Below are 24,623 nucleotides of genomic sequence, written 5' to 3'. Positions count from 1 at the left end.
GGTCAGCCATGCAGCACCTCCATGATGCGAGCCGCGGCCTGGTCCTCGTCGAGGCCCTCCTCGAGGGCCTCCTCACGAGCCTCCAGCACGCGCTTGAAGTCGCTCGGCATCACCTCGGTGAAGCGCGCGAGCGAGGTGTCCCAGTCGGCGAGCAGCGCCGCCGCGACCTCGGAGCCGGTCTCCTCGGCGTGCTGCTCGACGAGCGCCCTGAGCTCGTCGGCGGCCTTGCCGGTGACCGGGGCGAGCTCGACGAGCTCGGGGTTGACCCGGTCCTCGTCGAGGTCCAGCACGAACGCGTAGCCGCCGGACATGCCGGCCGCGAAGTTGCGCCCCGTGGGACCCAGTACGACGACCACGCCGCCGGTCATGTACTCGCAGCCGTGGTCGCCCACACCCTCGACGACGGCACTCGCGCCGGAGTTGCGGACGCAGAACCGCTCCCCCGCCCGGCCGCTCAGGAAGATCTGGCCCGCGGTGGCGCCATAGCCGATCGTGTTGCCGGCGATGATCTGCTCGGCGGCCGCGAAGGTCGCCGCGCGGTCCGGCCGCACGATGATCCGGCCACCGGAGAGGCCCTTGCCGACGTAGTCGTTGGCGTCGCCCTCGAGCCGCAGGGTGATCCCCCGCGGGACGAAGGCGCCGAACGACTGGCCCGCGGACCCGGTGAGGGTGATGTCGATCGTGCCCTCGGGAAGGCCCTCACCGCGGTAGCGCTTGGTCACCTCGTGGCCGAGCATCGTGCCGACCGTGCGGTTCACGTTACGGATCGTCACCTGGGCACGCACCGGCTCGCCCGACTCCAGCGCCGGCTTCGCGATCGCGATGAGCTCGTTGTCGAGCGCCTTCTCCAGCCCGTGGTCCTGCACCTTCGTGTTGCGCAGGTCCTGGTCCTCGAACTGGCCGAACTCCCCGTGGCGCGAGGCCTGGTGGAGGATCGGCGCGAGGTCGAGGCCGGAGGCCTTCCAGTGGTCGATCGCGTCGGCGACGTCGAGCGTGCCGACCTGGCCGATGGCCTCGTCGAGGCTGCGGAAGCCCAGCTGCGCCAGCAGCTCGCGCACCTCCTGGGCGATGAACTCGAAGAAGTTCACGACGTAGTCGGCCTGGCCGCTGAAGCGCTCGCGGAGCACCGGGTTCTGCGTGGCCACGCCGACCGGGCACGTGTCGAGGTGGCAGACCCGCATCATGATGCAGCCGCTCACGACCAGCGGGGCGGTGGCGAAGCCGAACTCCTCGGCGCCGAGCAGCGCGGCGACCACCACGTCGCGACCGGTCTTGAGCTGGCCGTCGGCCTGCACGACGATGCGGTCGCGCAGCCCGTTGAGCAGCAGGGTCTGCTGGGTCTCGGCCAGGCCGAGCTCCCACGGACCACCGGCGTGCTTGAGCGACGTCAGCGGCGAGGCGCCGGTGCCGCCGTCGTGGCCGGACACCAGGACGACGTCGGCGTGCGCCTTCGACACCCCCGCTGCGACCGTGCCGATGCCGACCTCGGAGACGAGCTTGACGTGCACGCGCGCCGACGGGTTGGCGTTCTTGAGGTCGTGGATCAGCTGCGCCAGGTCCTCGATGGAGTAGATGTCGTGGTGCGGCGGCGGGCTGATGAGCCCCACCCCCGGCGTCGAGTGCCGGGTCTTGGCCACCCACGGGTAGACCTTATGGCCGGGCAGCTGGCCGCCCTCGCCGGGCTTCGCGCCCTGCGCCATCTTGATCTGGATGTCGTCGGCGTTGGTGAGGTACTCCGACGTCACGCCGAACCGGCCCGACGCGACCTGCTTGATCGACGAGCGCCGCTCCGGGTCGTAGAGCCGGTCGGGGTCCTCGCCGCCCTCACCGGTGTTGGACTTCGCGCCCAGCCGGTTCATGGCGATCGCGAGGGTCTCGTGCGCCTCCTTGCTGATCGAGCCGTAGGACATCGCCCCGGTCGAGAAGCGCTTGACGATCTCGGAGACCGGCTCGACCTCGTCGATGTCGACCGGCTCGCGCAGCCCGTCCTTGAAGGCGAACAGCCCGCGCAGCGTCATCAGCCGCTCCGACTGCTGGTTCACGCGGTCGGTGTACTGCTTGAAGATGTCGTAGCTGCCGGTGCGGGTCGAGTGCTGCAGCCGGAAGACGGTCTCCGGGTCGAACAGGTGCGGCTCGGCGTCCCCGTTCACGCTGCGGCGCCACTGGTACTCGCCGCCGATCGCCAGCTCCCGGTGCGACGGCGAGATGCCACCGCGGGGGTACGCCGTCGCGTGGCGGCGCGCGACCTCCTCGGCGATCGTGTCGAGCTCGATGCCGCCGAGCTTGGACGTCGTACCGGTGAAGTAGCGGTCGATCACCGACTGCGAGAGGCCGACGGACTCGAAGATCTTCGCGCCGGTGTAGGAGGCGACCGTCGAGACGCCCATCTTGGACATCACCTTCAGCACGCCCTTGCCGAGCGCCTTGATGAGGTTGGCGACGGCCTTCTCGGGGTCGACCTTGACGTAGTAGGCCTCGCGAGCGAGGTCCTCGACGGACTCCATCGCGAGGTAGGGGTTGACCGCGGCAGCGCCGTAGCCGACGAGCAGCGCCACGTGGTGGACCTCGCGGACGTCGCCGGCCTCGACCAGCAGCCCCACCTGGGTGCGGGTCTTCTCGCGGACGAGGTGGTGGTGGACCGCGCCGGTGAGGAGCAGCGACGGGATCGGTGCGAGGTCTGCGGTCGCGTGCCGGTCGGACAGCACGATGATGCGGGCGCCCTCGGCGATCGCGGCCGACACCTCGGCACAGAGCTCGTCGAGCTTCGCGGCGAGCGCCTCGCCGCCGCCGGCGACGTCGTACAGGCCACGGACCACGTGGACCTGGAAGCCCGGCATGTCGCCGTTGCGGTTGATGTGGCGGATCTTGGCGAGGTCGTCGTTGGAGAAGACGGGGAACGGCAGCACGATCTGGCGGCACGACGCCGGCGTCGGCTCCAGCAGGTTGGCCTCGGGGCCGATCGAGCCGCTGAGCGAGGTGACCAGCTCCTCGCGGATCGCGTCGAGCGGCGGGTTGGTCACCTGTGCGAACAGCTGGGCGAAGTAGTCGAAGAGCAGCCGCGGCTTCTCGCTCAGCGCGGCGATGGGCGTGTCGGTGCCCATCGACCCGAGCGCCTCGCCGCCGGTGTTGGCCATCGGGCTCAGCAGGACGCGCAGCTCCTCCTCGGTGTAGCCGAAGATCTGCTGGCGCCGGGTGACCGAGGCGTGGGTGTGCACGATGTGCTCGAGGTCGTCGATGTCGTCGAGGTGCACCAGCCCGGCGTGCAGCCACTCGTCGTAGGGGTGCTCGCCGGCGAGCTGGCCCTTGATCTCGTCGTCCTCGATGATGCGGTGCTCCTCGGTGTCGACGAGGAACATCCGGCCCGGCTGCAGGCGGCCCTTGCGGACGATCGACGCCGGGTCGAGGTCGAGCACGCCGACCTCGGAGGCCAGCACGACCAGCCCGTCGTCGGTGACCCAGTAGCGCGAGGGGCGCAGCCCGTTGCGGTCGAGGACGGCGCCGATCTGGGTGCCGTCGGTGAACACGACGCACGCGGGCCCGTCCCACGGCTCCATCAGGGCCGAGTGGAACGCGTAGAACGCGCGGCGCTGCTCGTCCATCTCCCGGTGGTTCTCCCACGCCTCGGGGATCATCATGAGCACGGCGTGGGGCAGCGAGCGTCCGCCGAGGTGGAGCAGCTCGAGCACCTCGTCGAACGACGCGGAGTCCGAGGCACCCGGCGTGCAGATCGGGAACAGCCGCTCGAGGTCGCCCGGGATCAGGTCGCTCTCGAGGAGCGCTTCGCGGGCACGCATCCAGTTGCGGTTGCCCATGACCGTGTTGATCTCGCCGTTGTGGGCGATGAACCGGAACGGGTGGGCCAGCGGCCAGCTCGGGAACGTGTTGGTGGAGAAGCGCGAGTGCACGACGGCCATCGCCGAGGCGACGCGCTCGTCGGTGAGGTCGGGGAAGACCTGGTCGAGCTGGTCGGTCGTCAACATCCCCTTGTAGGCGAGGGTGCGCGACGACAGCGACGGGAAGTAGACGTCCGTCTCCTTCTCGGCGCGCTTGCGCAGGCAGAAGGCCATCCGCTCGAGAGCCATGCCGCTGACCCGCGCGCCCTTGCCTGCGACGAACAGCTGGGCGAACGTCGGCATCACGCTGCGCGCGGTCGCTCCCAGCGTGGAGTCGTCGACCGGGACGTCGCGCCAGCCCAGGACGGCCAGGCCCTCCTCGTCGGCGATCTCCTCGATGCGCCGACGGCTGGCGGCGACCTGGTCGGCGTCGCCGCCGAGGAACGCGGTGCCGACGGCGTACGACCGCGCGCCGGGGAGCTCGAACCCGAGGTCCGCGGTCACCTCGCGCAGGAACGCGTCCGGCACCTGCATCAGGATGCCCGCGCCGTCGCCCGAGTTGACCTCGGCGCCCGCGGCTCCGCGGTGGTCGAGGTTGCGCAGCGCGGTGAGCGCCTTGGCCACGATGTCGTGGCTCGCCTCGCCGGTCAGCGTGGCGACCATCGCGACGCCGCAGGCGTCCTTCTCGTGGCGCGGGTCGTAGAGGCCCTGGGGGGCCGGGAAGCCAGGCGGGAACTCGTGTGTCGGGGACACTGGTTCTCCCGTCGTCGTCTCCGCCAGTCGAGCGACCCGGTCGTGCTGGGCCGCGGCTGGCGAGGGGTGGGCGGATCCGCTGGGGACGACGTTGGCCCGAGCACCACGGAACCTATCACCGGTGAAAGCCACCGGGGAGCGTCGTTTCAGGCCGTGGGACCGGCCTTCTCCCGGCGCTCTGCCTCGGCATGCTGATCGGCCTCTTCGTCGGCCTGCTCGTCGCCGTTCTCGTCGCCGTTCTCGTCGCCGTTCTCGTCGCCGTTCTCGTCGGCCCTCTCCCCGGCCTGCTCGTCGGCGGCGTGGTCGGCGTCGTCGTCGAGCGGACGGGTCCGGACGACCTCCTCGCGTCCCGGGTGCCGGCGGGCGGACCAGAGGTAGAAGACGGCGGCCAGCACGAAGAGCACGATCGAGGTCCACACGTTGAGCCGCAGGCCGAGCACGTTGTTCATCTGCACGTTGTCGATGCGGAGGTACTCGATCCAGCCGCGGCCGGCGGTGTAGAGCATCACGTAGAGCGCGACGACCCGGCCGTGGCCCAGCTTGTAGCGCCGGTCCAGCCAGACGAGGACAGCGAACGCAGCGAGGTTCCACAGGCACTCGTAGAGGAAGGTCGGGTGGAACAGGACGCCGGGACCGAACTGCGAGCGCACCCCGTCGTCCAGGTTCGGGTCGATCTCGAGGCCCCACGGCAGGTCGGTGGGCCGCCCGTAGAGCTCCTGGTTGAACCAGTTGCCCCAGCGGCCGAGCGCCTGCGCGACCAGCACGCCGGGAGCCAGCGCGTCCAGCAGCGGCAGGAGCTTGATGCCGCGCTGCCGCGCGCCGATCCACACACCGACGGCACCCAGGGCGATCGCACCCCAGATGCCGAGGCCCCCGCGCCAGACGTAGAGCGCCGTGACCGGGTTCTTGTCCTCGCCGAAGTAGAGGTGCCAGTCGGTGATGACGTGGTAGAGCCGGCCGCCGACCAGGCCGAACGGCACCGCCCAGATCGCCAGGTCGCTGACCTCGCCGGCCGCCCCGCCGCGGGCGATCCAGCGGCGCTCGCCGATCCAGATCGCCAGGACGATGCCCGCGATGATGCACAGCGCGTAGGCGCGGATCGGCACCGGACCGAGGTGCCACACGCCCTCCGAGGGGCTCGGGATGGACATGAGCGTCACGAGCGGGGACACGTCGAGCATGGGGGCCATCATTCCTCGTCAGTCCTCGTCGAGCAGCACGGTGACGTCGTGGGCCAGCTGGGCCTGCGACACGGTGGCGTTCCAGTAGACCGGCGTCGTGTCGGACCGGTCGATGGCGAGCACCTGGGTGCCGTGGGTGACCTCGTAGCCGCCGCTGGGCAGCTTCTCGCCCTTGTCGACGGCCACCGCCATGCTGCGGCCGACCTCGATGATGTCGTCGAGGTCGCCGGTCACGCCGATGATGCTGGGGTCGAACGCGTCGACGTACTTCTCGACCGTCGCCTCGTCGTCGCGCGCGGGGTCGGTGGTCACGAAGACGACGTCGAGCCGGTCCTTCTGCGCGTCGTCGAGCCGGGCGAGCGTGCCGGCGAGGGTGGCCATCACCTGGCCGCAGATGTCGGGGCAGTTGGTGTAGCCGAAGAAGACCAGCGTCAGGTCCTTGTCGGTGTCCTCCGTGAGGCTGTACGACGCCCCGCTGGTGTCGACCAGCGGTGTGGAGGAGACGTCGAACGGCGGGTCGAGACGCGTGCCGGTGAGCTCGGTCGTGGCCGCCTGCCCGCTCCCGCCGCAGGCGGCCAGCAGGCCGGACAGGCCGAGCAGGACCGCGGCGACGACGGCGCCGCGCGCGGCGCGACTACCTCGCGGCACGGCGGACGCCCTCGGCGAGATCGGTGGTCAGCGTGCGCAGGGCCTCGAGGCCCGCGGCCTCGTCGTCGGGGTGGTCGAGCAGCGCGCGCACGAAGGCCGAGCCCACGATGACGCCGTCGGCGAAGCCCGCCACCTCGGCGGCCTGGTCGCCGGTGCTGACGCCGATGCCGACGGCCACCGGGATGTCGCCGCTGGCGCGCACGCGGCGCACGAGCGGTCCGGCGAGGTCGGACGTCGCCTCACGCGCGCCGGTCACCCCCATCACGGCCGCGGCGTAGACGAACCCGCGGCTCTGCGTCGCCGTCATCGAGATCCGGTCGTCGGTCGAGCTCGGCGCGACCAGGAAGACCTTGTCGAGGTCGTGGGCGTCCGCGGCCTCGATCCAGGCGCTGCCGTGGTCGGGGGTGATGTCGGGCGTGATCATGCCCGCTCCCCCGGCGGCCGCGAGGTCGGTGGCCCACCGCTCGACCCCGTAGCGCTCGATCGGGTTCCAGTAGGTCATCACCAGCGTCGGGACGCCGGTGCCGGCGACGGCCTCGACCACCCGCAGCACGTCGCTCGTCCGGACGCCGCCGTCCAGCGCGGCCTGGGCGGCGGCCTGGATCGTCGGGCCGTCCATCACCGGGTCGCTGTAGGGCAGCCCGATCTCGATCGCGTCGCACCCGGCCTCGACCAGCACCTGGAGGGCCTTGATCGAGCCGTCGACCGTCGGGTAGCCGGCGGGCAGGTAGCCGATCAGGGCGGCCCGGTCCTCCGCTCGTGCCTTCTCGAAGGCGGCGCTCGTCGAGGTCACTGCTGGGTCACCGTCTCCGTCTGGTCGAGGTCGGCCTCCGGGCCCTCCTCGGCGTCGCCGAGCCCGAACCACTCGATGGCCGTGCCCATGTCCTTGTCGCCGCGACCGCTCAGGTTCACGATGATCGTCGCGTCGGGACCCTTCTCGGCACCGAGGCGCTTGGCCACCTCGAGGGCGCCGGCGAGGGCGTGCGCCGACTCGATGGCCGGGATGATCCCCTCGGTGCGGCTGAGCAGCGCCATCGCGTCCATCGCCTCGGCGTCCGTCACGGGCGTGTACGTCGCCCGCCCGGTCGCCGCGAGGAGCGAGTGCTGCGGGCCGACGCCGGGATAGTCGAGGCCCGCCGAGATCGAGTGCGACTCGACCGTCTGGCCGTCCTCGTCCTGCAGCACGTAGGTGCGGGCACCGTGGAGGACGCCCGCCTCCCCGGCGTGGATCGTCGCCGCGTGGCGGCCGGTCTCCACGCCGTCGCCCCCGGGCTCGAAGCCGTGGATCTCGACGCCCTCGTCCTCGAGGAACGCGGTGAAGATGCCGATGGCGTTGGAGCCGCCGCCGACGCAGGCCGCGACGGCGTCCGGCAGGACGCCGTACTGGTCCAGGCACTGGGCGCGCGCCTCGTCACCGATGCCGCGGCAGAAGTCGCGCACCATGCTCGGGAACGGGTGCGGGCCGGCTGCGGTGCCGAACAGGTATGCCGTGTGGTCGACGCTGGCGACCCAGTCGCGCAGCGCCTCGTTGATCGCGTCCTTGAGCGTCGCGCTGCCGGACTCGACGGGGACGACCTTCGCGCCGAGCAGCTGCATACGCGCGACGTTGAGCGCCTGGCGGCGGGTGTCGACGGCGCCCATGTAGACGGTGCAGTCGAGGTCGAAGTAGGCGGCAGCGGTGGCGCTCGCGACGCCGTGCTGGCCCGCGCCGGTCTCGGCGATCACGCGCGTCTTGCCCATCCGCTTGGTGAGGAGGGCCTGGCCCATCACGTTGCGGATCTTGTGGGCCCCGGTGTGGTTGAGGTCCTCGCGCTTGAGCAGGACGCGGGCGCCGACCTTCTTCGAGAGCCGCTCGGCCAGGTAGAGCTGGCTGGGCGTGCCGGCGTAGTCGCGCAGCACCCGCTCGAACTCGCTCACGAACGCCTCGTCGGCCATCGCCTCGTGCCAGGCGTCGGTCAGCTCGTCGAGGGCCGCGACGAGGGCCTCGGGCATGAAGCGCCCGCCCCACGTGCCGCCGAAGTAGCCGCGGTCGTCCGCGTCGTACCGGCTCTTCTGCCTCTCCTGGACCTGGCTCACGGTGCTGTCACTCCTGTCATCGCGCGTACGGCGGCCTCGGGGTCGCCGTCCTTGACCAGTGCCTCGCCGACGAGGACCACGTCGGCACCCTCGCTCACGAAGCGCTGGACGTCGGCGACGCCGGTGATGCCGCTCTCGGCGACCTTCACGACGTCGGCGTGGATCTGCGGGGCGAGGCGGCCGAACACGTCGGGGTCGACCTCGAGGGTCTTGAGGTTGCGGCTGTTGACGCCGATCAGCCCGGCGTCCAGCGCCTGCGCCCGCTCGGCCTCCCCCTCGTCGTGGACCTCGACCAGGACGGTGAGGCCGAGCTCGCTCGCCTCGTCGTGCAGGCGGCGCAGGGTGTCGTCGTCGAGCGCCGCGACGATCAGCAGCGCGAGGTCGGCGCCGGCGGCGCGTGCCTCGACGAGCTGGTAGGTCTCGACGATGAAGTCCTTGCGCAGCAGCGGGGTGTCGACCGCCGCCCGTACGGCGCGGAGGTCGTCGAGGCTGCCGCCGAAACGACGCTCCTCGGTGAGGACGGAGATCGCGGCCGCGCCGCCGCGGGCGTAGGCCGCGGCGAGCACCGCGGGATCGGGGATGTCGGCCAGGTCGCCCTTGCTGGGGCTGCGTCGCTTGACCTCGGCGATGACGCTCGAGCCGCGCGCGCGGAAGTGCGGCATCGGGTCGCGGGGCGCCGGGGCGTCGGCGAGGTGGGCCCGCAGCTCGTTGATCGGGAGCGCGGCCTCGCGCCGGGCGAGGTCCTCTCGCACTCCGGCGACGATGTCGTCGAGCACGGAAGCGGTCGCAGGCATGGGTTCAGCCTCTCACCCGGCACCAGTCCGCGCGGGATCGGTGCCCAGCGGGCGGACGTGGTCCCGTGAGGGCGCTCGTCAGTGGTCGGAGGCGTTGAAGCCGAGCTTGGAGAGCACGAGGAACAGCGGGAAGGCGAGGAGGGCGATGATGATCCCGATCCACAGTAGCGTCATCTGCGCCTCGGAGCGCAGCAGCGCGACGCTGCCGATGACGAAGCCGAGCATCCCGACCGCGACGGCGGTCCAAGCAGCGGGGGTGTTGCCGTGGCCTGCAGCCATCCTGGGGTGCTCCTTCGTCGGTGCCTCGGTGTGCTGGGGGAAGTCTAGGCGGTCGGGTCGCGTCCCTCGTCGAGGGCCTTCCAGATGTCGATGTTCTCGGTCGGCAGGTCGCCGGTCGCCGCCTCGCCGCCCCCCGGCGCGCCCGCCGGCGCGTCGTACTTCGTCCCCATCTCGGGCCAGGACCGGACGAGGCGGACCGCGGCCAGGGAGGTGGCCGCGCCGAGGAACGACGCCACCAGCGCGACCGGGTACCAGGCGGTGAGGCTCGTCGACGCCGCATCGGCGCCCGACACCTCCCGGAGGGCGTCGGCGAGGGCGCCGGGCAGGCGCCAGAACGCCTCGACCGTGGCCGCCACCAGCCCGAGGGCGGTGACCAGCGCGAGCACGGCGACCGCCTGCCGGAAGCGACCGCGGGTGACGAGCAGGACGCCCCAGCACGCGAGCAGCACGAGCGCGAGGGCCGCCGCGAGCGGCGACTCGGCGACGGTGTCGAGCGACAGCGCGGTGCCCACCGCACCGGCGTCGTCGGACCTGATACTGCCGGACTCCCCCGACACCCACGGCTTGGTGCCCGCGACCGACGCGAGGCCGGCGGACGCCACCCCCAGCAGGACGACCGGGCCGAACGTGCGACGTCGTCGGTCGGGCACGGGCTGCTGCTCGTCAGCCATCGACGCGGTGCACCAGGTCGGCGTCGAAGCACGTGTGGTCGCCGGTGTGGCAGGCCGCACCGACCTGGTCGACCACGAAGAGCAGGGTGTCGCCGTCGCAGTCCAGGCGGATCTCCTTGACGTGCTGGACGTGGCCGGAGGTGTCGCCCTTGGCCCAGTACTCCCGGCGCGAGCGCGACCAGTACGTCGCCCGCCCGGTGTCGATCGTGCGGGCCAGCGCCTCGTCGTCGACCCACGCGAGCATCAGCACCTCGCCCGACACCTGCTGCTGCACGACCACGGGCACCAGTCCCTCGGCCGTGCGCCGCAAGCGGTCCTTCAACCGTGCATCCAACGTCGTCACTCGGGGCCTCCGCGGCGTTGTTCGGGGGAGCGAAGCGGAGGAGAAGAACGTCGTGGGGTGAGGTTCACGGTTCCATCGTCTCAGCCTCGCGGGTGCGCCAGGTCTCAGCGCACCGCTGGGTGACCGGGCCGGGCGACGGGAGGTCGCGTTCGTCCCACCGCGAGATCGCCTGCACGTCGCGCGTCGTCGATGCCAGGAACGCCTCGCTCGCACTGGCCACGACCTCCGCCAGCGGCTCGTCGACCTCGCGTGCCCCGCACCACTCGATGACGAGGGCGCGGGTCACGCCCGCGAGGCAGCCCGACGCCAGCGTCGGCGTCCGCAGCTCGCCGTCGACGACGTAGAAGACGTTGGTGCCGGTGCCCTCGCACAGGTTGCCCGCGGTGTTGGCGAAGACCGCCTCGCTCCCCCCGCGCTCGACGGCGTGGGCGAGCGCGATCACGTTGTCGGCGTACGACGTCGTCTTGAGGCCGGCGGTGGCGCCGTGCTCGTTGCGGGTCCACGGGACGGTGACGACCGTTGTCTCCGCCGGCGCGAAGTCGATCGCGCTCCACGCCACGACGAGGGTCGGCGGCCCGCCGCCACGGCCCGAGCCCATCGGGTGCGGACCGGCGCTGTAGGTGATCCGCAACCGACCGATCGGCGCGTCGCCGGTGACCGCCTCGACTCCGCGTCGTACGTCGTCGAGGTCGGGAGCCGGCAGCCCCAGTCCGGCGGCGCTTCGCTCCAACCGCTCGAGGTGGCGCCCGAGCGCGAACGGCGTGCCGGACAGCGTCTTGACCGCCTCGAACACCCCGTCGCCGACGGTGAACCCGTGGTCGGTGACCGCGACGGCCCCGGCGGTGGGATCGGTGAGCAGTTCGCCGTTGAGCCATGCGCGCATGGCGTCACTCTAGGGGCCAGTGGGACACGACGACGGGGGGCCGATTTTGGACCGACCGAAGCCATGTACTACTGTTCCACTCGCACTTCGGGCCGGTGAAACGGCCGGGAATTGCAGGCGGACATAGCTCAGTTGGTAGAGCGCAACCTTGCCAAGGTTGAGGTCGCGAGTTCGAGTCTCGTTGTCCGCTCGGAAGGTCTCCCCCGGTTCGACGGAGTCTCCACACGGTGGGTTGGCCGAGAGGCGAGGCAACGGACTGCAAATCCGTGTACACGGGTTCAAATCCCGTACCCACCTCGCAGCACAACTCAACACTGTTCACCAGACTGGGGCGATTGGCGCAGCGGTAGCGCGCTTCCTTGACACGGAAGAGGTCACTGGTTCAAACCCAGTATCGCCCACCAGCAGTAGCGAAGGCCCCGTCTCCTCGAGACGGGGCCTTCGTCGTTCCCCGCGGCGCCGGACCACCTCACCCCCGTGGACCTGGTCCGGCACCGCCGGTCGCTACTCCTCGGGCAGCCCGTGCCCACGCGCCGCGTAGATCTCGAGGACCCTCTCGCGCGGGATCACTCCACACCGGTCCGCCCACACCTGCCACGCCTCGGCGAGCGTGGCGACGAGGTCGGGGTGGTCCCCCGCACGGTCGTCGAGCTCGGTGCGGTCGGCCTCGATGTCGTAGAGCTCCCACTCCCCGCGGTACTTCTTCACGAGCTTCCAGCGGCCCCGGCGTACGGCGCAGTTGCCCTCGTGCTCCCAGAACAGGTCGCGGTCGTCCGGCGTCCCCTCGCCCCGGAGCGCCGCGAGCAGGCTGACGCCCTCGGCACCGGGAATGGCGGCGCCGTTGCGCTGTGCCGGGTAGCGGGCGCCCGCCGCCTCCGCGATCGTCGGCAGCACGTCGACCAGCTGGCTGGGGACCGTGCACAGCGAGCCGTCGGTCGGCAGGCCGACCGGCCAGTGCGCGATGAACGGCGTCGAGATTCCTCCCTCGTGCACCCAGTGCTTGTACTCGCGAAACGGCGTGTTGGACAGGTTGGCCCACGACCGTCCGTAGGACATGTACGTCGACTCCGGCCCGGGCGTGAGCGCCGGGTCGTTGCCGGGCACGACCGGCTCGCCCTCGCGGGTCGTCTCCTGGAGGGGGACGAACGCGGTGACGAACTCGCGCGCCCCGTCACCGGGGGGCATCTCCTCCGCGCACCCACCGTTGTCGGAGAGGAAGACGACGAGCGTGTTGTCGAGCCGTCCGGTCGCCTCGAGCTGGTCGAGCACCCGTCCGATGCCCTGGTCCATCCGGTCGACCTGGGCGGCGTAGGTCGCCATCCGCGAGGCCTCCCACTCCCGGTCCACGACGTCCTCCCAGGCCGGCACGCGCTCGTCGCGCGGGGTCAGCGGCCACGACGCGTCGATGATGCCCTCCTTCACCAGGCGCTCGAGCCGCTCCTCGCGCAGCTGGTCCCAGCCCGCGTCGAAGCGACCGGCGTACCTCGCGATGTCCTCCTCGTGCGCGTGCAGCGGCCAGTGAGGTGCGGTGTAGGCGAGGAACAGGAAGAACGGGTCGTCGGCGCGCTGCTGCTCGTGCTCGGCGAGGAACTCCACGGCCGTGTCGGAGATGGCGTCGGTGTAGAACCAGCCCGGCTCCTCGGCCTCGTGCTCGATGTTGGTCTCCTGCCGCACGAGCGTGCGAGGCCGGTAGAACGAGCCCGCCCCCTCGAGCGTCCCGAAGAATCGGTCGAAGCCCCGTCGTGTCGGCCAGGCCGGGTTGGGTGTCTCCATGTCCACGGCGAGGTGCCACTTGCCGGAGAGGTACGTCGCGTAGCCGGCGTCGCGGCACACCTCCGCGACGGTCGCGCACTCCTCGCTGAGGTTGCCGGGGTACCCGTCAGGTGCGTCGTCGAAGTTCAGGATGCCGATCCCCACCTGGTGCGGGTGCAGGCCGGTCAGCAGCGACGCGCGCGACGGGCTGCAGCGCGCGGTGTTGTAGAACTGCGTCATCCGCACGCCGCCGGTCGCGAGCCGGTCGAGGGACGGCGTACGCACCTCGCCGCCGTAGGACGTGATGTCCGAGAACCCCATGTCGTCGGCCAGGATCAGCAGGACGTCGGGGCGTCCCTCCCGCGGGCTCACCGGGCGGCGCCCACGGTCGAGCGGGTGCTGTCGTACGACGACGCGTCGCGCAGGTCGCGGCGGTGGGTCTCGGGGAGGAAGAACACCGAGACCAGCGAGATCGCCGCCATGGCCATCACGTAGACCGCGACCGGCCACACCGACCCGCTCCACGCGGTGACCAGCGAGGTGCCGATCAGTGGGGCGACGGCACCGGTCGGGATGACGCCGATCTGGTAGACCGCGCTCATGCCGGAGTAGCGGACGCGGGTCGGGAAGACCTCGGCGAACATCGCACCCTCGGGGCCGAACATGATGCACGCGGCGAGCCCCCAGCCGACGACGACGCCGAGGGTGATGAGCACGGCGTTCTCGGTGTTGACGAGGGCGAAGATCGGCACGGCGCTCACGAGGGCCAGCCCGGCACCGGTGGCGAAGACCGGCCGTCGGCCGAAGCGGTCGGAGAGGCGGCCGGCGACGAGGATCGCGCCGAAGCCGACGACGGACGCCACCAGGAGCGCGTCGAGCACCACCGAGGGCCTCAGGCCGAGCACGGTGACGGTGTAGGTGACGAGGAAGGCGTTGTAGATGTTGAAGGTGACGCTCTCGCTGACCCGCGCGCCCATCGCCAGGAGGGTGACCTTCGGGTGCTTGCGGAAGACCTCGACGAGCGGCAGGGCGGCCTTCTCGTCGGCCTCGTCGATCTCCTTGAAGGCCGGCGGCTCGTCGATCCTGAGCCGGATGACCAGGCCCACGACGACGAGCGCGATCGAGACCAGGAAGGGCACCCGCCAGCCCCACGACTGGAAGGCGTCCTCCGGAAGCTGTGTCACGGCCGTGACGGCGAGGGTGGAGGTGAGCAGGCCGATCGGCACACCGAGCTGGGGCCACGACGAGAACCAGCCGCGCCTGTCGTCGGGAGCGTGCTCGACGCACAGCAGCACGGCGCCGCCCCACTCCCCTCCGAGGCCGATGCCCTGGAGCATCCGCAGGACGAGCAGCAGCACCGGTGCCGCGATCCCGATCGCGGCGTAGTTGGGCAGCAGGCCCATCGCGAAGGTGGAGAGCCCCATGATGAGCATCGTCAGGACGAGCATCTTCTTGCGGCCGATCCGGTCGCCGAAGTGCCCGAAGACGAAGCCGCCGAGCGGGCGGGTGATGAATCCGGCCGCGAAGGTGGCGAAGGAGAGCATCGTCCCGATCAGCGGGTCGACCGTCGGGAAGAACTGACCGTTGAAGACCAGGGCCGCCATGGTCCCGTAGAGGAAGAAGTCGTACCACTCGACCACGGAGCCGAGCAGGCTGGCTCCCGCCACCCGCCGGATCTCGGCCTGGTCCTGGACGGCCTCTGCGTCGAGCGTCGGGCTCACGTGTGCCATGGGTTCTCCTTGCATATCGTCCCGTTCAGTGGGACAGTCGTCCCGCTATCGGGACACGGCGTGTCAGTCTTCGGACTGCGTCATGCCCTGTCAAGGAGTGATCGACTTCCCCTGTCACCTCGCGAGGAGTGCCCCGTGGCCCTTCCACCCGCCCCGGACCGTTCCGAGGAGCGCGGCCTGCTGCGGCGGGCCGTCGCCGTCCTCGACCTGCTGGCCACCGACACCGCCGCGCCGAGCGTGCGGAGCATCGCCGAGCGCACCGGCCTCTCCAAGTCGGCCGTGCAGCGCATCCTGGTCGAGCTCGAGGGGGTCGACCTGGCGGTGCAGGACCCGTCGACCAAGCGCTACGGACTGGGCCCGCGCACCCTCGCACTTGGGTCGGCCTACCAGCGCGGGCTGAGCCTCCACGCCGCCGCGATCGGTCCGATGACCGACCTCGCTGCCGACGTGACGGAGACGGTCGGCATCTCCGTCGGGCACGCGGACCGGCTGATCCACGTCGAGCAGGTCGAGGCCCAGCGACGCCTGAGCGCCCGCTTCGACGTCGGCCGCCCACTTCCGCTGTGGTTCGGCGCGCCGGCCAAGGTGGTGCTCGCCGAGCGCACCGAGGCGGAGGTCCTGCGCGTCCTCGCCGATCGCGAGACGACCGACCTCGAGCCGGTGAACCCTCCGACGCCCGACGAGCTGCGGCGCCAGCTCGACGACGTACGGCGATTGGGGCACGCGAGGGCGTTCGAGGAGACGATCGAGGGGGTGCACACCCTGTCGGTCCCCGTGCGTGGAGCACTCGACGACCTGGCGGCTGTCCTCTCGATCACCGCGCCGTCGGACCGTCTGCCCGACGGGCGGATGGACGAGGTGCTGCCGAGCCTGCTCGCGGCGGCCGCCGTGATCTCGGGCCGGCTCGGCCACCGGTAGCCGCCACGCCCCACCTGCATGGACGTGCCGCCGCCGGCGGCGGTCTTCCTAGCGTGGGGACATGACCCACCACGACCCGCTCAAGCAGCTCGTCCTCGTGCGTCACGGCCAGTCCGAGGGCAATGTCGCCGCCGAGGCGGCCGCCCGCGACAGGCTCGAGAGGATCGAGGTGCCCGCGCGCGACCCGGACGTGGTGCTGTCCGGCACCGGCCGCGACCAGGCGGCCGCGGTCGGGCGCTGGCTCGCCGCGCTGGCCCCCGAGGAGCGGCCCGAGGTGCTGTGGACCAGCCCCTACCGGCGTGCACGGGAGACCGCGGAGATCGCCCTCGACACCGCCGGCCTCGACATCCCGCGTCGGGTGGACGAGCGGCTGCGGGACCGGGACATGGGCATCACGGACAAGCTGACCAGTGCGGGCATCCGGGCGGCGTACCCCGAGGAGGCGGAGCGGCGCGACTGGCTCGGCAAGTTCTACTACCGGCCCCCCGGCGGGGAGTCCTGGGCGGACGTGGCGATGCGTGTGCGGGCGGTGCTGACCGACCTCGCGCACGCCGAGAAGCACCAGCGCGTGCTCGTGACCGGCCACGACGTGGTGCTCCTGCTCTTCTGCTACGTCGCGGAGGCGATGGACGAGGAGCAGGTGCTGGCCCGGGCCCGTGACAACGCCCTGGGCAACGCCGCGATCTGCCGCCTGCAGCAGGACCCCGACTCGCCGACCGGGTGGGACGTCACCGACTACAACCTGCGCGACCACCTGCAGCAGGAGAACGTCAGCGTCACCGACGAGCCCAGTGCGACCGGGGAGGCCTGATGGAGGCGCGAGGCGGTACGCCGGAGTCGCCGCGGCCCGTGACGCCGGACGTGCTGCGGTCGTGGCCGCTGCCCGAGACCTCGGGCACGAAGTACGCACGCGGCCAGGTGCTGGTGGTCGGTGGGTCGTGCACGACGCCCGGTGGCGTGCAGCTCGCCGGGATCGCGGCCCTGCGCATGGGTGCCGGTCGGCTCACGATCGCGACGGCGGAGGGGGTGGCCGGGCAGGTGGCGGTGGCGCTGCCCGAGTGCGGGACGCTCCCCCTCCCGCAGGACGACCGCGGCGCCATCACGGGCGAGGACGTGGAGGACCTGCTGGCCGGCGAGCTGGAGCGGGCGGACGCCGTCGTGCTGGGACCGGGCCTCCGGAGCGGCGACGGCGCGGTCCGGCTGGTCGAGGCGGTCGGCGCATCGGTCCCCGACGACGTACCCGTCATCCTCGACGCGGCAGCGCTCACCGCGCTGCCGGACGTCGCCGCGGCGTCCGTCGACCGGCTCGCCGGGCGACTCGTGCTGACCCCCAACGCCGGCGAGCTCGCCGGCATGCTGGGCGTCGACGAGGTCCCCGACGACGACCAGGCGCGGGCCAGCCTCGAGGCGGCCGACCGCTACGGCGCCGTCGTGGGGTGCGGGCCGCTCGTCGCAGCAGGCGGCGAGGTGTGGCGCGTGTCGACCGGCGACACCGGTCTGGGCACCTCGGGCAGCGGGGACGTCGTGGCAGGAGCGGTCGCGGGTCTGCTGGCCCGCGGGGCCGAGCCGGTCCAGGCCACGGTGTGGGCCAAGCACGTGCACGCCGCGGCGGGCGACGTGCTGGCCGCGCGGTGGGGTCGGGTCGGCTACCTCGCGACCGAGATGCTCCCCGAGCTGCCGCTCGTGCTCCGCTCGCTCGGCGGCGACTGAGTCAGAACTCGTAGCCGAACTCGCGGATGGTCCGCGCGAACCGTGCGGCCACGATCTCGGCGTCGCCGGGGCCGTAGAGCTCGCGGTAGTGCGGGCCGCTCCCCTGCTTGGCGTGGGGCAGGTCGAGGTCGAGGCCGAGCCGCGCCGAGATGTCGGCGATCGCGGCCGGCAGCTCCTCGTAGCGGTAGACCCGGTCCACGACGACCTCGCCGCCCAGGCGGTAGAGGCGCTCGTTGAGGGCGAGGCGGTCGAGGCGGCGCGGGGTGCGGACGAACTCGGCGAACGTCTTGGTGAAGCTCGGCTTGCGCGAGCTGTAGCGCCACGACGACGCGACCACGTCGAAGGGGTTCCGCTCCACGGCGAAGGTGAAGTAGTCGTCCCACGTCTCGCGGCCGATGACCTGGATGACGCGGCGCGCGCCCATGTGGGCGTAGGAGCTGGGGTCGGTGTCGTCGTTCTGCGGCGGCACTCCCCCGGCCGCCACGCGCAGCTCCTCGTCGGCCGGGCTGATCCTGGTGACGATGTCGTCGGGGCCGCAGTGGCGCGACAACGCGATCTCCAGGCTGGTGCCGGCCGTCTTGCGGGTCTTGACGAAGACGAACCGGTGGGCGTGCGAGCAGATCAACGGACCACCAGCACGTCAGTCGTCCTCGTCGGCGAGGTCCTCGCCGTGCGTGCCGGGGCGCGGCGCCCACGGCAGCTCCTTCGCCGGTCGGACGACGATGAGGCGGTCGCCGCGGGCGAGCAGCGAGACCACCGGGTCGAAGTAGCGGTAGACCTTCTCGTCACGCACCACAGCGATCACCTGGTCGGGCAGCCGCTGGGGCTGCTTGCCGACCTCGTTGACGAGGAGGTCGCGCTCGGCGACCTCCAGCCCCTCGCCGTACGTCATCAGGTCCTCCATCACCGAGCCGAGCGTCGGCGACATCGACGACAGGCCGAGGAGGCGGCCGACCGCGTCGGAGGAGGTGATCACCGAGTTGGCGCCGGACTGGCGCATCAGCGGGACGTTCTCGTGCTCGCGCACCGACGCGACGATCCACGCGTCGGGGTTGAGCTGCCGGACGGTCAGGGTGACGAGGACGTTGGAGTCGTCGCGGTCGGTCGTGATGATCACATGGGTGGCCTTGTCCACGCCTGCCTGGCGCAGCACGCCGCGGCGGGTGGCGTCGCCGGCGATGCCGACGAGCTGGTCGCGGTTGGCCTCCTCGAGTGCCACCGGCCCGGGGTCGACGACGACGATCGAGGACCGGTCGTAGCCGTTGTTCACGAGGGTCTCGATCGCGCTGCGGCCCTTGGTGCCGTAGCCGACCACGACGACGTGCTGGTCCATCTTCTTCCTCCACCGGGCGACCCGGAACATCTCGCGTCCCTGCGAGGCGAGGACCTCGAGGGTGGTGCCGATGAGCAGCACCAGGAAGGCGATGCGGGCCGGCGTGATGACGATGGCGTTGATCAGGCGCGCCTGCGCGTCGGCCGGCGCGATGTCGCCGTAGCCGGTCGTGCTGAGCGTGACGGTCGTGTAGTAGAACGCGTCGAGCAGGGTCAGGTCGCGACCCGGGTGGGCGTTGTCGCGGTAGCCCTCGCGGTCGAAGTAGACCAGCAGGACCGTGCCCACGAGGATGGCCAGGGCCATCAGGACGCGGCGGCCCAGCTCCCACCACGGCGAGCGCACCGTCTCCGGCAGGGAGACCCGGCCCACGCTCGGGTGGCTGCTCGCGTCGTGCACGGTCAGGAGTCTCGCACGCCTATCCGCTCGCGCAGTCGCTGCACCATCTCGAGCCGGGCGCGCGTCGTCGTCTTCTGCGGCCAGACCGTGTCGAAGGCCGCGTTGACGGCGGCGCCGATGAGGACGGCGAGGGCCAGCAGGTAGAGCCAGAGCAGCACGGCGATGGGCGCGGCGAGCGGCCCGTAGATCGAGCGCGACTCGGCGGCGGTCACCGTCAGCACCCAACGCAGGACGTAGGAGCCGGCCACCCAGCAGAACAGGGAGAACGTGGCGCCCGGGAGGTTGAAGGTCCACTTCGTCCGCACCGGCACCGACACGTGGTAGAGCGTGGCGAGGAAGCAGATGCAGAGCGCGAGCACCAGCGGCCAGTAGAGGTTGTTGAGGAAGTCCAGCCGTTCGGGCAGCACGCGGTCGACGAGCGTCGGGCCGGCCACCACGAGCGGGATGCTGACCGCGCCGGTGACCATCGCCAGCACGTAGAGGACGAACGACAGCGCGCGGGTCGCGACGATCCCGCGGTGGCCACCGAGTCCGTGCATGATCGTGATGGTGTCGACGAACACGTTGAGCGCGCGCGAGCCCGACCACAGCGCGAGGATGAAGCCGATCGAGATCACGTCGTAGCGCCCGCCGTCGAGCACGGTGTCGATCGTCGGCTTGATGATGCCGTTGACCGCGCGCTCGGTGAGCGCCTGGCGGGAGACCTCGAGCACGGCGTTGCGGATGTCGTCGACCTGGGTGTCGGTGAAGCTGTCGCTGACGAAGCCCACCGCGCCGGCGAGCGCGAAGACCAGGGGTGGGACCGACAGGACGGCGAAGAACGCGGCCTCGGCCGCCAGCCCGGTCACCCGGTTGCGCAGGCACGACCCGACGGTGGTCACGATCACCCGCCACAAGTGCTCGCGCCCGCTGCGCGCGAGCACCTCGATCCGGCGCGGAGCAGGCTCCTCCTCGCGCACCTCGACCATGCCGCCAACGCTAGTCGAGCAGCCACCCCGGACCTGCTTCCCCACGCCCGGCCCGGCCCCGGCGCCGGGTCATAGGGTTACCGGTATGAGCGACCTGCGCGCAGTGACGAACCAGCCGCCCCCGCTGGTGGGGCACAACGTGGTCACCTCCGACGCGGCGCTGACCGACGCGATCACCCGCCACGGCTCGGCCGCCCTCGTCGACGAGCTGTCCCCCCTCGGCGCGGAGGCCGGGACCGAGGAGGCGCGGGAGCACGGCCGGCTCGCCAACCGCCACCACCCCGAGCTGGCGACGTACGACCGCTTCGGCAACCGCATCGACGAGGTCGAGTTCCACCCGTCCTGGCACTGGCTCATGGAGCGGGCGGTCGGACACGGCCTGCAGGCGGCGCCATGGGAGCAGCAGGACTCCGGCGACCCGCACGCCCACCTGCGCCGCGCGGCCGGCTTCTTCGCCTGGTCGCAGACCGAGCCCGGGCACGGGTGCCCGATCTCGATGACGTACGCCGCCGTGCCGGCACTGCGGGCCGACGACGCGATCGCGAAGGAGTGGACGCCGCTGCTCGCTGCCCGGTCCTACGACCCGGGCGTGCGGCCGCGGACCGAGAAGCTCGGCGCGCTCGCCGGGATGGGGATGACGGAGAAGCAGGGTGGGTCCGACGTGCGGGCCAACCACACGCAGGCCCGGCCGACGGCCGAGGACGGGTGGTACACGCTGCACGGACACAAGTGGTTCACCTCGGCGCCGATGAACGACGTGTTCCTCGTGCTCGCACAGGCCGCGGGCGGGGTGACCTGCTTCGTGGTGCCGCGCGTGCTCGCCGACGGCACCCGCAACCGGATCGACGTGGTCCGGCTCAAGGACAAGCTCGGCAACCGGTCCAACGCGTCCAGCGAGCTCGAGCTGGACGGCACGCTCGCGCAGCGGCTCGGCGACGAGGGGCGCGGGGTGCGCACGATCATCGAGATGGTCGCGGCCACGCGGCTCGACTGCGTGCTCGGCTCCGCTGCGCTGATGCGCCACGCCCTCGCCGAGGCGTCGTGGCACGTGGCACACCGCTCGGCGTTCGGCGGGCTGCTGGGCGACAAGCCGCTCATGCAGAACGTCGTCGCCGACCTCGCCGTGGAGTCCGAGGCGGCCACGGCGCTGGCCATGCGCCTGGCCGCCGCCGTCGACCGGCCCGGGGACGCCCACGAGGTCGCACTGCGGCGGATCGCGCTCCCGCTGGCGAAGTTCTGGGTGTGCAAGCGCACGCCTGCGATGGTCGCCGAGGCGCTCGAGTGCCTCGGCGGCAACGGGTACGTCGAGGACTCCGGCCTGCCGCTGATGTTCCGCGAGTCGCCGCTCAACTCGATCTGGGAGGGATCGGGCAACGTCAACGCGCTGGACGTCCTGCGCGCGCTCGGTCGCGAGCCGGAGGTCCTGCAGGCGTGGATCACCGAGGTCGGCGCCGCCCGCGGCGCGGACAGCCGCCTGGACCGGGCCGTCGACGACACCCTGGCGCTGCTCGGCGAGGGGATGGGCGACCCCGGTGCGCTCGAGTCGGGGGCGCGCCTGCTCGCCGGCCGGATGGCGGCCTGCCTGCAGGGCTCGCTGCTCGTGCGCTTCGCGCCGGCGGAGGTGGCGGACGCCTTCTGCGGCAGCCGGTTCGGGACGTCGTACGGCGGCACGTTCGGGATGCTCACCAGCGGCTCGCTGAGCGCGGTCGTGGACCGGGCTACTCCCCGGGGGTGAGCTCGTCAGGACGTCCCTGACCCGATAAGGCCCCGCGGACCTCGTCGGCGTACTAGTCTTGACAATTCCTTGAAGGAGGACGAGGCGATGTCCAACAGGTCCAGCACGCTCTACACGGTCGGCACGTTGCTCCGGCACGCCCAGGACTCGGGCGCGGCGGTCCGGGTGCTCGTGGAGGGCTGCTGGCTCGACGGCCGGATCGTCGCGGCCGACCAGCACGGCGTGGTGCTCGAGGAGGGCCCGGGCCGACAGGTGCTGGTGCGCCTCGACACCATCGTCGCGGTGGGCTTCTCCCGCGAGGAGATCGACGCCGAGCAGGGCTCCGACGAGCAGGAGGTCCGGGCGCACGGACGCCGCGTCCGCGAACCGATCGAGGCCGGTCCGGCCCCGTCCCGCTGACCCGGTCCATACCAGCGGGGGCCCAAAGCCGCGGCAATCGTCAAGTTTCGTCGCAGGCCTCGGTCGCGCTCCGCGCATCGGCCATCCGCCGTCGGACCCGCGCCGTACGTTCGGGTTCACCGCGGCTGTGGGGGCTGCGCACCGATACCTGTGGGGGTATGCCATGACGAAGATGCACAGCACGATGTTCAGCGTCGGGACGCTGCTGCGGCGCGCCGAGGACACCGGCGCCCCGGTGAAGGTCCTGGTCGAGGGCTACTGGCTCGAGGGCAACGTCCTCGGGTGCGACGGCCTGGGCGCGGTCCTCGACGACGGCGCGGGCAGCCAGTCGCTCGTCCGGCTCGACCAGGTCGCGGCGGTGACCTTCTCGCGCGCGGCGATGGAGGACGACCTCGTGGAGACCGGAGCGCGCTCGCACGGACCGGGCGGACGCGGGCCGATCGAGGCCGGTCCCGTCACCGTGCCCGCCCAGGGCCGCGGCGAGCAGTACTTCCTCACCGCAAAGCCGTACTGACGACCTCCCGCGCCTCCTCCTGCACCTGGGCGAGGTGGTCGGGGCCGCGGAACGACTCCGCGTAGATCTTGTAGACGTCCTCGGTGCCACTCGGTCGTGCTGCGAACCATGCCGACTCGGTGGTGACCTTGAGCCCGCCGATCTTCGCGCCGTTGCCGGGCGCCTCGGTGAGCTTGCCGGTGATCTCCTCCCCCGCCAGCGACGTCGCACCCACGTCGTCGGGCGAGAGGGCGCCGAGCTTGGCCTTCTCCTCGCGGTCGGCCGGGGCGTCGATGCGGGCGTAGGCCGGGTCGCCGTGCTGGGCGACGAGCTCGGCGTAGTGCTCGCTCGGGGTCCTGCCGGTCGCCCCCAGGATCTCGCTGGCGAGCAGCGCCAGCAGGATGCCGTCCTTGTCGGTGGTCCAGGTCGAGCCGTCGCGGCGCAGGAAGGACGCACCGGCGGACTCCTCACCGCCGAAGCCGAACGAACCGTCCATCAGGCCCGGCACGAACCACTTGAAGCCCACCGGCACCTCGACGAGCGGCTTGCCGATCGCCGCGGCCACCCGGTCGATCATCGAGCTCGAGACGAGCGTCTTGCCGATGCGGGCCGAGTCCGGCCAGCCCGGGCGCGCGCCGCCGAACAGGTAGCCGATGGCGACGGCGAGGAAGTGGTTGGGGTTCATCAGTCCGGCGTCGGGGGTGACGATGCCGTGGCGGTCGGCATCGGCGTCGTTGCCCGTCGCGACCGCGTACTCGTCCTTGCGCCCGACCAGCGAGGCCATCGCGTGGGGCGAGGAGCAGTCCATCCGGATCTTGCCGTCCCAGTCGAGCGTCATGAAGCGCCACGTCGGGTCGACCAGCGGGTTCACCACCGACAGGTCGAGCCGGTGCCGGTCCGCGATCTCGCCCCAGTAGGCCACGCTCGCCCCGCCCAGCGGGTCGGCGCCGATGCGGAAGCCCGCGTCGCGGATCGCGTCGAGGTCGAGCACCTGCGGCAGGTCGTCGACGTAGGTGCCGAGGAAGTCGTAGGACCCGGCCGCAGCCCGGGCCTTGGCGAACGTCACACGCTTGACACCCGCGATGTTGCCGCGGATCAGCTCGTTGGCGCGGGCAGCGATGACGCTCGTGGCGTCGGAGTCCGCGGGTCCGCCGTGCGGCGGGTTGTACTTGAAGCCGCCGTCCTGCGGCGGGTTGTGCGACGGCGTGACCACGATGCCGTCCGCGAGGCCCGCGCCCGTCGTACGCCCCTGGTTGGCGCGGATGATCGCGTGGCTGACCGCGGGGGTCGGCGTGAAGCCGTCGCGGTCGTCGACGAGCACCGTCACGTCGTTGGCGACGAGGACCTCCAGCGCGGTGGACCAGGCGGGCTCGGAGAGCGCGTGGGTGTCGCGGCCGATGAAGAGCGGGCCGTCGTAGCCCTGCTCCCTGCGGTAGTCGCAGATCGCCTGGGTCGTCGCGGCGATGTGGACCTCGTTGAACGAGGTGGTGAGCGAGGTGCCGCGGTGCCCGCTGGTGCCGAACGCGACCTGCTGCGAGACGTCGTCGGGATCGGGCTCGAGGTCGAAGTAGGCCGTGACGAGGTGGGAGACGTCCACCAGGTCCTCGGGGCGGGCGGGCTGTCCAGCTCTCTCGTGGGTGGCCATGGCCCCATCTTGGTGGGTCCGGCGACTCCCGTCGAGAAAGGTGTCGACGTGGTGTCGAATCAGGCAGGGTTGACCCGTCAACG

At 71.8% G+C, this 24,623-nt stretch carries 22 protein-coding genes and 3 tRNA genes; 9 read left to right on the top strand and 16 right to left on the bottom strand.

Features of this window, described 5'->3' with window-relative positions:
• Window positions 1–2 precede the first annotated feature (2 nt).
• The 10 genes from gltB to L2K70_RS07930 all read right to left on the bottom strand — a co-directional run bounded on the left by gltB (window position 3) and on the right by L2K70_RS07930 (window position 11,461).
• Window positions 3–4,586 (bottom strand): glutamate synthase large subunit, encoded by a 4,584-nt coding sequence (gene gltB / locus L2K70_RS07975; protein ID WP_308195755.1) that lies wholly within the window; start codon window positions 4,584–4,586, stop codon window positions 3–5.
• Window positions 4,587–4,732: 146 nt separating this feature from the next.
• Window positions 4,733–5,767: a prolipoprotein diacylglyceryl transferase gene (gene lgt, locus L2K70_RS07970; protein ID WP_236401066.1), complete on the bottom strand. Its 1,035-nt coding sequence runs from the start codon at window positions 5,765–5,767 to the stop codon at window positions 4,733–4,735.
• Between the two features lie 18 nt (window positions 5,768–5,785).
• Complete coding sequence (locus L2K70_RS07965; protein ID WP_236401064.1) at window positions 5,786–6,415, bottom strand: SCO family protein; 630 nt, start codon at window positions 6,413–6,415, stop codon at window positions 5,786–5,788.
• Window positions 6,402–7,208 (bottom strand): tryptophan synthase subunit alpha, encoded by an 807-nt coding sequence (trpA, locus tag L2K70_RS07960; protein WP_236401062.1) that lies wholly within the window; start codon window positions 7,206–7,208, stop codon window positions 6,402–6,404. Before trpA ends, L2K70_RS07965 begins: the two co-directional genes overlap by 14 nt.
• The gene (trpB, locus tag L2K70_RS07955) at window positions 7,205–8,491 is read right to left on the bottom strand and encodes a tryptophan synthase subunit beta (protein ID WP_308195754.1); all 1,287 of its coding nucleotides are present in this window, start codon (window positions 8,489–8,491) and stop codon (window positions 7,205–7,207) included. The genes trpA and trpB overlap by 4 nt, the downstream gene beginning before the upstream one ends.
• Complete coding sequence (trpC, locus tag L2K70_RS07950; RefSeq protein ID WP_236401059.1) at window positions 8,488–9,285, bottom strand: indole-3-glycerol phosphate synthase TrpC; 798 nt, start codon at window positions 9,283–9,285, stop codon at window positions 8,488–8,490. Before trpC ends, trpB begins: the two co-directional genes overlap by 4 nt.
• Before the next feature lie 78 nt (window positions 9,286–9,363).
• Window positions 9,364–9,564, bottom strand: coding sequence for an HGxxPAAW family protein (locus L2K70_RS07945; RefSeq protein ID WP_236401057.1), 201 nt, complete (start codon window positions 9,562–9,564; stop codon window positions 9,364–9,366).
• A 44-nt stretch (window positions 9,565–9,608) separates the two neighbouring features.
• Window positions 9,609–10,235: a Trp biosynthesis-associated membrane protein gene (locus tag L2K70_RS07940; protein WP_236401055.1), complete on the bottom strand. Its 627-nt coding sequence runs from the start codon at window positions 10,233–10,235 to the stop codon at window positions 9,609–9,611.
• Window positions 10,228–10,578: a phosphoribosyl-AMP cyclohydrolase gene (hisI, locus tag L2K70_RS07935; RefSeq protein ID WP_236401053.1), complete on the bottom strand. Its 351-nt coding sequence runs from the start codon at window positions 10,576–10,578 to the stop codon at window positions 10,228–10,230. Before hisI ends, L2K70_RS07940 begins: the two co-directional genes overlap by 8 nt.
• Window positions 10,579–10,642: 64 nt before the next feature.
• A complete protein-coding gene (locus L2K70_RS07930) occupies window positions 10,643–11,461 on the bottom strand; it encodes an aminotransferase class IV (RefSeq protein WP_236401051.1) in 819 nt (272 codons plus the stop codon).
• Window positions 11,462–11,578: 117 nt separating this feature from the next.
• On the opposite strand from L2K70_RS07930, the gene L2K70_RS07925 reads away from it, so the two are divergent.
• From L2K70_RS07925 to L2K70_RS07915, 3 genes are all read left to right on the top strand, one after another.
• Window positions 11,579–11,651 (top strand) — tRNA-Gly (locus tag L2K70_RS07925).
• A gap of 36 nt (window positions 11,652–11,687) precedes the next feature.
• Window positions 11,688–11,758 (top strand) — tRNA-Cys (locus L2K70_RS07920).
• Window positions 11,759–11,790: 32 nt separating this feature from the next.
• Window positions 11,791–11,865: transfer RNA gene (locus tag L2K70_RS07915), tRNA-Val, on the top strand.
• A gap of 100 nt (window positions 11,866–11,965) precedes the next feature.
• Here the strand turns inward: L2K70_RS07915 and L2K70_RS07910 are convergent.
• Window positions 11,966–13,585, bottom strand: coding sequence for an arylsulfatase (locus L2K70_RS07910; RefSeq protein WP_236401049.1), 1,620 nt, complete (start codon window positions 13,583–13,585; stop codon window positions 11,966–11,968).
• Window positions 13,582–14,943, bottom strand: coding sequence for an MFS transporter (locus L2K70_RS07905; protein WP_236401048.1), 1,362 nt, complete (start codon window positions 14,941–14,943; stop codon window positions 13,582–13,584). The genes L2K70_RS07910 and L2K70_RS07905 overlap by 4 nt, the downstream gene beginning before the upstream one ends.
• Before the next feature lie 135 nt (window positions 14,944–15,078).
• Here L2K70_RS07905 and L2K70_RS07900 point away from each other — a divergent pair, with 135 nt between their 5' ends.
• The 3 genes from L2K70_RS07900 to L2K70_RS07890 all read left to right on the top strand — a co-directional run bounded on the left by L2K70_RS07900 (window position 15,079) and on the right by L2K70_RS07890 (window position 17,571).
• Window positions 15,079–15,861 carry an IclR family transcriptional regulator gene (locus L2K70_RS07900; protein WP_236401046.1) on the top strand — a complete coding sequence of 261 codons (783 nt, stop codon included), beginning with the start codon at window positions 15,079–15,081 and terminating at the stop codon, window positions 15,859–15,861.
• Window positions 15,862–15,922: 61 nt separating this feature from the next.
• Window positions 15,923–16,672: a histidine phosphatase family protein gene (locus tag L2K70_RS07895; protein WP_236401044.1), complete on the top strand. Its 750-nt coding sequence runs from the start codon at window positions 15,923–15,925 to the stop codon at window positions 16,670–16,672.
• Window positions 16,672–17,571 (top strand): NAD(P)H-hydrate dehydratase, encoded by a 900-nt coding sequence (locus tag L2K70_RS07890; RefSeq protein ID WP_236401042.1) that lies wholly within the window; start codon window positions 16,672–16,674, stop codon window positions 17,569–17,571. Before L2K70_RS07895 ends, L2K70_RS07890 begins: the two co-directional genes overlap by 1 nt.
• A 1-nt stretch (window position 17,572) precedes the next feature.
• Here the strand turns inward: L2K70_RS07890 and L2K70_RS07885 are convergent, their stop codons facing one another.
• From L2K70_RS07885 to L2K70_RS07875, 3 genes are all read right to left on the bottom strand, one after another.
• Window positions 17,573–18,196, bottom strand: coding sequence for a hypothetical protein (locus L2K70_RS07885; protein WP_236401040.1), 624 nt, complete (start codon window positions 18,194–18,196; stop codon window positions 17,573–17,575).
• A gap of 15 nt (window positions 18,197–18,211) precedes the next feature.
• Window positions 18,212–19,207 carry a potassium channel family protein gene (locus tag L2K70_RS07880; protein WP_268930345.1) on the bottom strand — a complete coding sequence of 332 codons (996 nt, stop codon included), beginning with the start codon at window positions 19,205–19,207 and terminating at the stop codon, window positions 18,212–18,214.
• Window positions 19,208–19,302: 95 nt separating this feature from the next.
• Window positions 19,303–20,268 carry a YihY/virulence factor BrkB family protein gene (locus L2K70_RS07875; RefSeq protein ID WP_236401037.1) on the bottom strand — a complete coding sequence of 322 codons (966 nt, stop codon included), beginning with the start codon at window positions 20,266–20,268 and terminating at the stop codon, window positions 19,303–19,305.
• An 85-nt stretch (window positions 20,269–20,353) separates the two neighbouring features.
• On the opposite strand from L2K70_RS07875, the gene L2K70_RS07870 reads away from it, so the two are divergent.
• The 3 genes from L2K70_RS07870 (at window position 20,354) to L2K70_RS07860 (ending at window position 22,916) form a co-directional block, all read left to right on the top strand.
• On the top strand, window positions 20,354–22,003 hold the full coding sequence (locus tag L2K70_RS07870; protein WP_236401035.1) for an acyl-CoA dehydrogenase family protein: 1,650 nt from the start codon (window positions 20,354–20,356) through the stop codon (window positions 22,001–22,003).
• An 87-nt stretch (window positions 22,004–22,090) separates the two neighbouring features.
• The gene (locus L2K70_RS07865; protein ID WP_236401033.1) at window positions 22,091–22,402 is read left to right on the top strand and encodes a hypothetical protein; all 312 of its coding nucleotides are present in this window, start codon (window positions 22,091–22,093) and stop codon (window positions 22,400–22,402) included.
• Window positions 22,403–22,565: 163 nt separating this feature from the next.
• Window positions 22,566–22,916 carry a hypothetical protein gene (locus tag L2K70_RS07860; RefSeq protein ID WP_236401031.1) on the top strand — a complete coding sequence of 117 codons (351 nt, stop codon included), beginning with the start codon at window positions 22,566–22,568 and terminating at the stop codon, window positions 22,914–22,916.
• On the opposite strand, the gene pgm is transcribed toward L2K70_RS07860, so the two are convergent.
• Window positions 22,897–24,540: a phosphoglucomutase (alpha-D-glucose-1,6-bisphosphate-dependent) gene (pgm, locus tag L2K70_RS07855; protein ID WP_236401029.1), complete on the bottom strand. Its 1,644-nt coding sequence runs from the start codon at window positions 24,538–24,540 to the stop codon at window positions 22,897–22,899. The two genes, L2K70_RS07860 and pgm, sit on opposite strands and share 20 nt — an antisense overlap.
• Window positions 24,541–24,623 lie beyond the last annotated feature (83 nt).

The sequence above is a fragment of the Nocardioides potassii genome (genome assembly GCF_021648885.1).
Classification (GTDB): Bacteria; Actinomycetota; Actinomycetes; order Propionibacteriales; family Nocardioidaceae; genus Nocardioides; species Nocardioides potassii.
Note: the sequence above shows the minus strand (reverse complement) of the source record. Positions and strands in the feature narration are given on the sequence as shown.

Bases quoted from the DNA above. Each gene is read 5' to 3' on its own strand.
- lgt (WP_236401066.1), bottom strand. From the start codon at position 5,767: ATGCTCGACGTGTCCCCGCTCGTGACGCTCATGTCCATCCCGAGCCCC.
- trpC (WP_236401059.1), bottom strand. From the start codon at position 9,285: ATGCCTGCGACCGCTTCCGTGCTCGACGACATCGTCGCCGGAGTGCGA.
- L2K70_RS07945 (WP_236401057.1), bottom strand. From the start codon at position 9,564: ATGGCTGCAGGCCACGGCAACACCCCCGCTGCTTGGACCGCCGTCGCG.
- L2K70_RS07940 (WP_236401055.1), bottom strand. From the start codon at position 10,235: ATGGCTGACGAGCAGCAGCCCGTGCCCGACCGACGACGTCGCACGTTC.
- L2K70_RS07930 (WP_236401051.1), bottom strand. From the start codon at position 11,461: ATGCGCGCATGGCTCAACGGCGAACTGCTCACCGATCCCACCGCCGGG.
- L2K70_RS07905 (WP_236401048.1), bottom strand. From the start codon at position 14,943: ATGGCACACGTGAGCCCGACGCTCGACGCAGAGGCCGTCCAGGACCAG.
- L2K70_RS07895 (WP_236401044.1), top strand. From the start codon at position 15,923: ATGACCCACCACGACCCGCTCAAGCAGCTCGTCCTCGTGCGTCACGGC.
- L2K70_RS07890 (WP_236401042.1), top strand. From the start codon at position 16,672: ATGGAGGCGCGAGGCGGTACGCCGGAGTCGCCGCGGCCCGTGACGCCG.
- L2K70_RS07880 (WP_268930345.1), bottom strand. From the start codon at position 19,207: ATGGCCCTGGCCATCCTCGTGGGCACGGTCCTGCTGGTCTACTTCGAC.
- L2K70_RS07875 (WP_236401037.1), bottom strand. From the start codon at position 20,268: ATGGTCGAGGTGCGCGAGGAGGAGCCTGCTCCGCGCCGGATCGAGGTG.
- L2K70_RS07870 (WP_236401035.1), top strand. From the start codon at position 20,354: ATGAGCGACCTGCGCGCAGTGACGAACCAGCCGCCCCCGCTGGTGGGG.
- L2K70_RS07865 (WP_236401033.1), top strand. From the start codon at position 22,091: ATGTCCAACAGGTCCAGCACGCTCTACACGGTCGGCACGTTGCTCCGG.
- L2K70_RS07860 (WP_236401031.1), top strand. From the start codon at position 22,566: ATGACGAAGATGCACAGCACGATGTTCAGCGTCGGGACGCTGCTGCGG.
- pgm (WP_236401029.1), bottom strand. From the start codon at position 24,540: ATGGCCACCCACGAGAGAGCTGGACAGCCCGCCCGCCCCGAGGACCTG.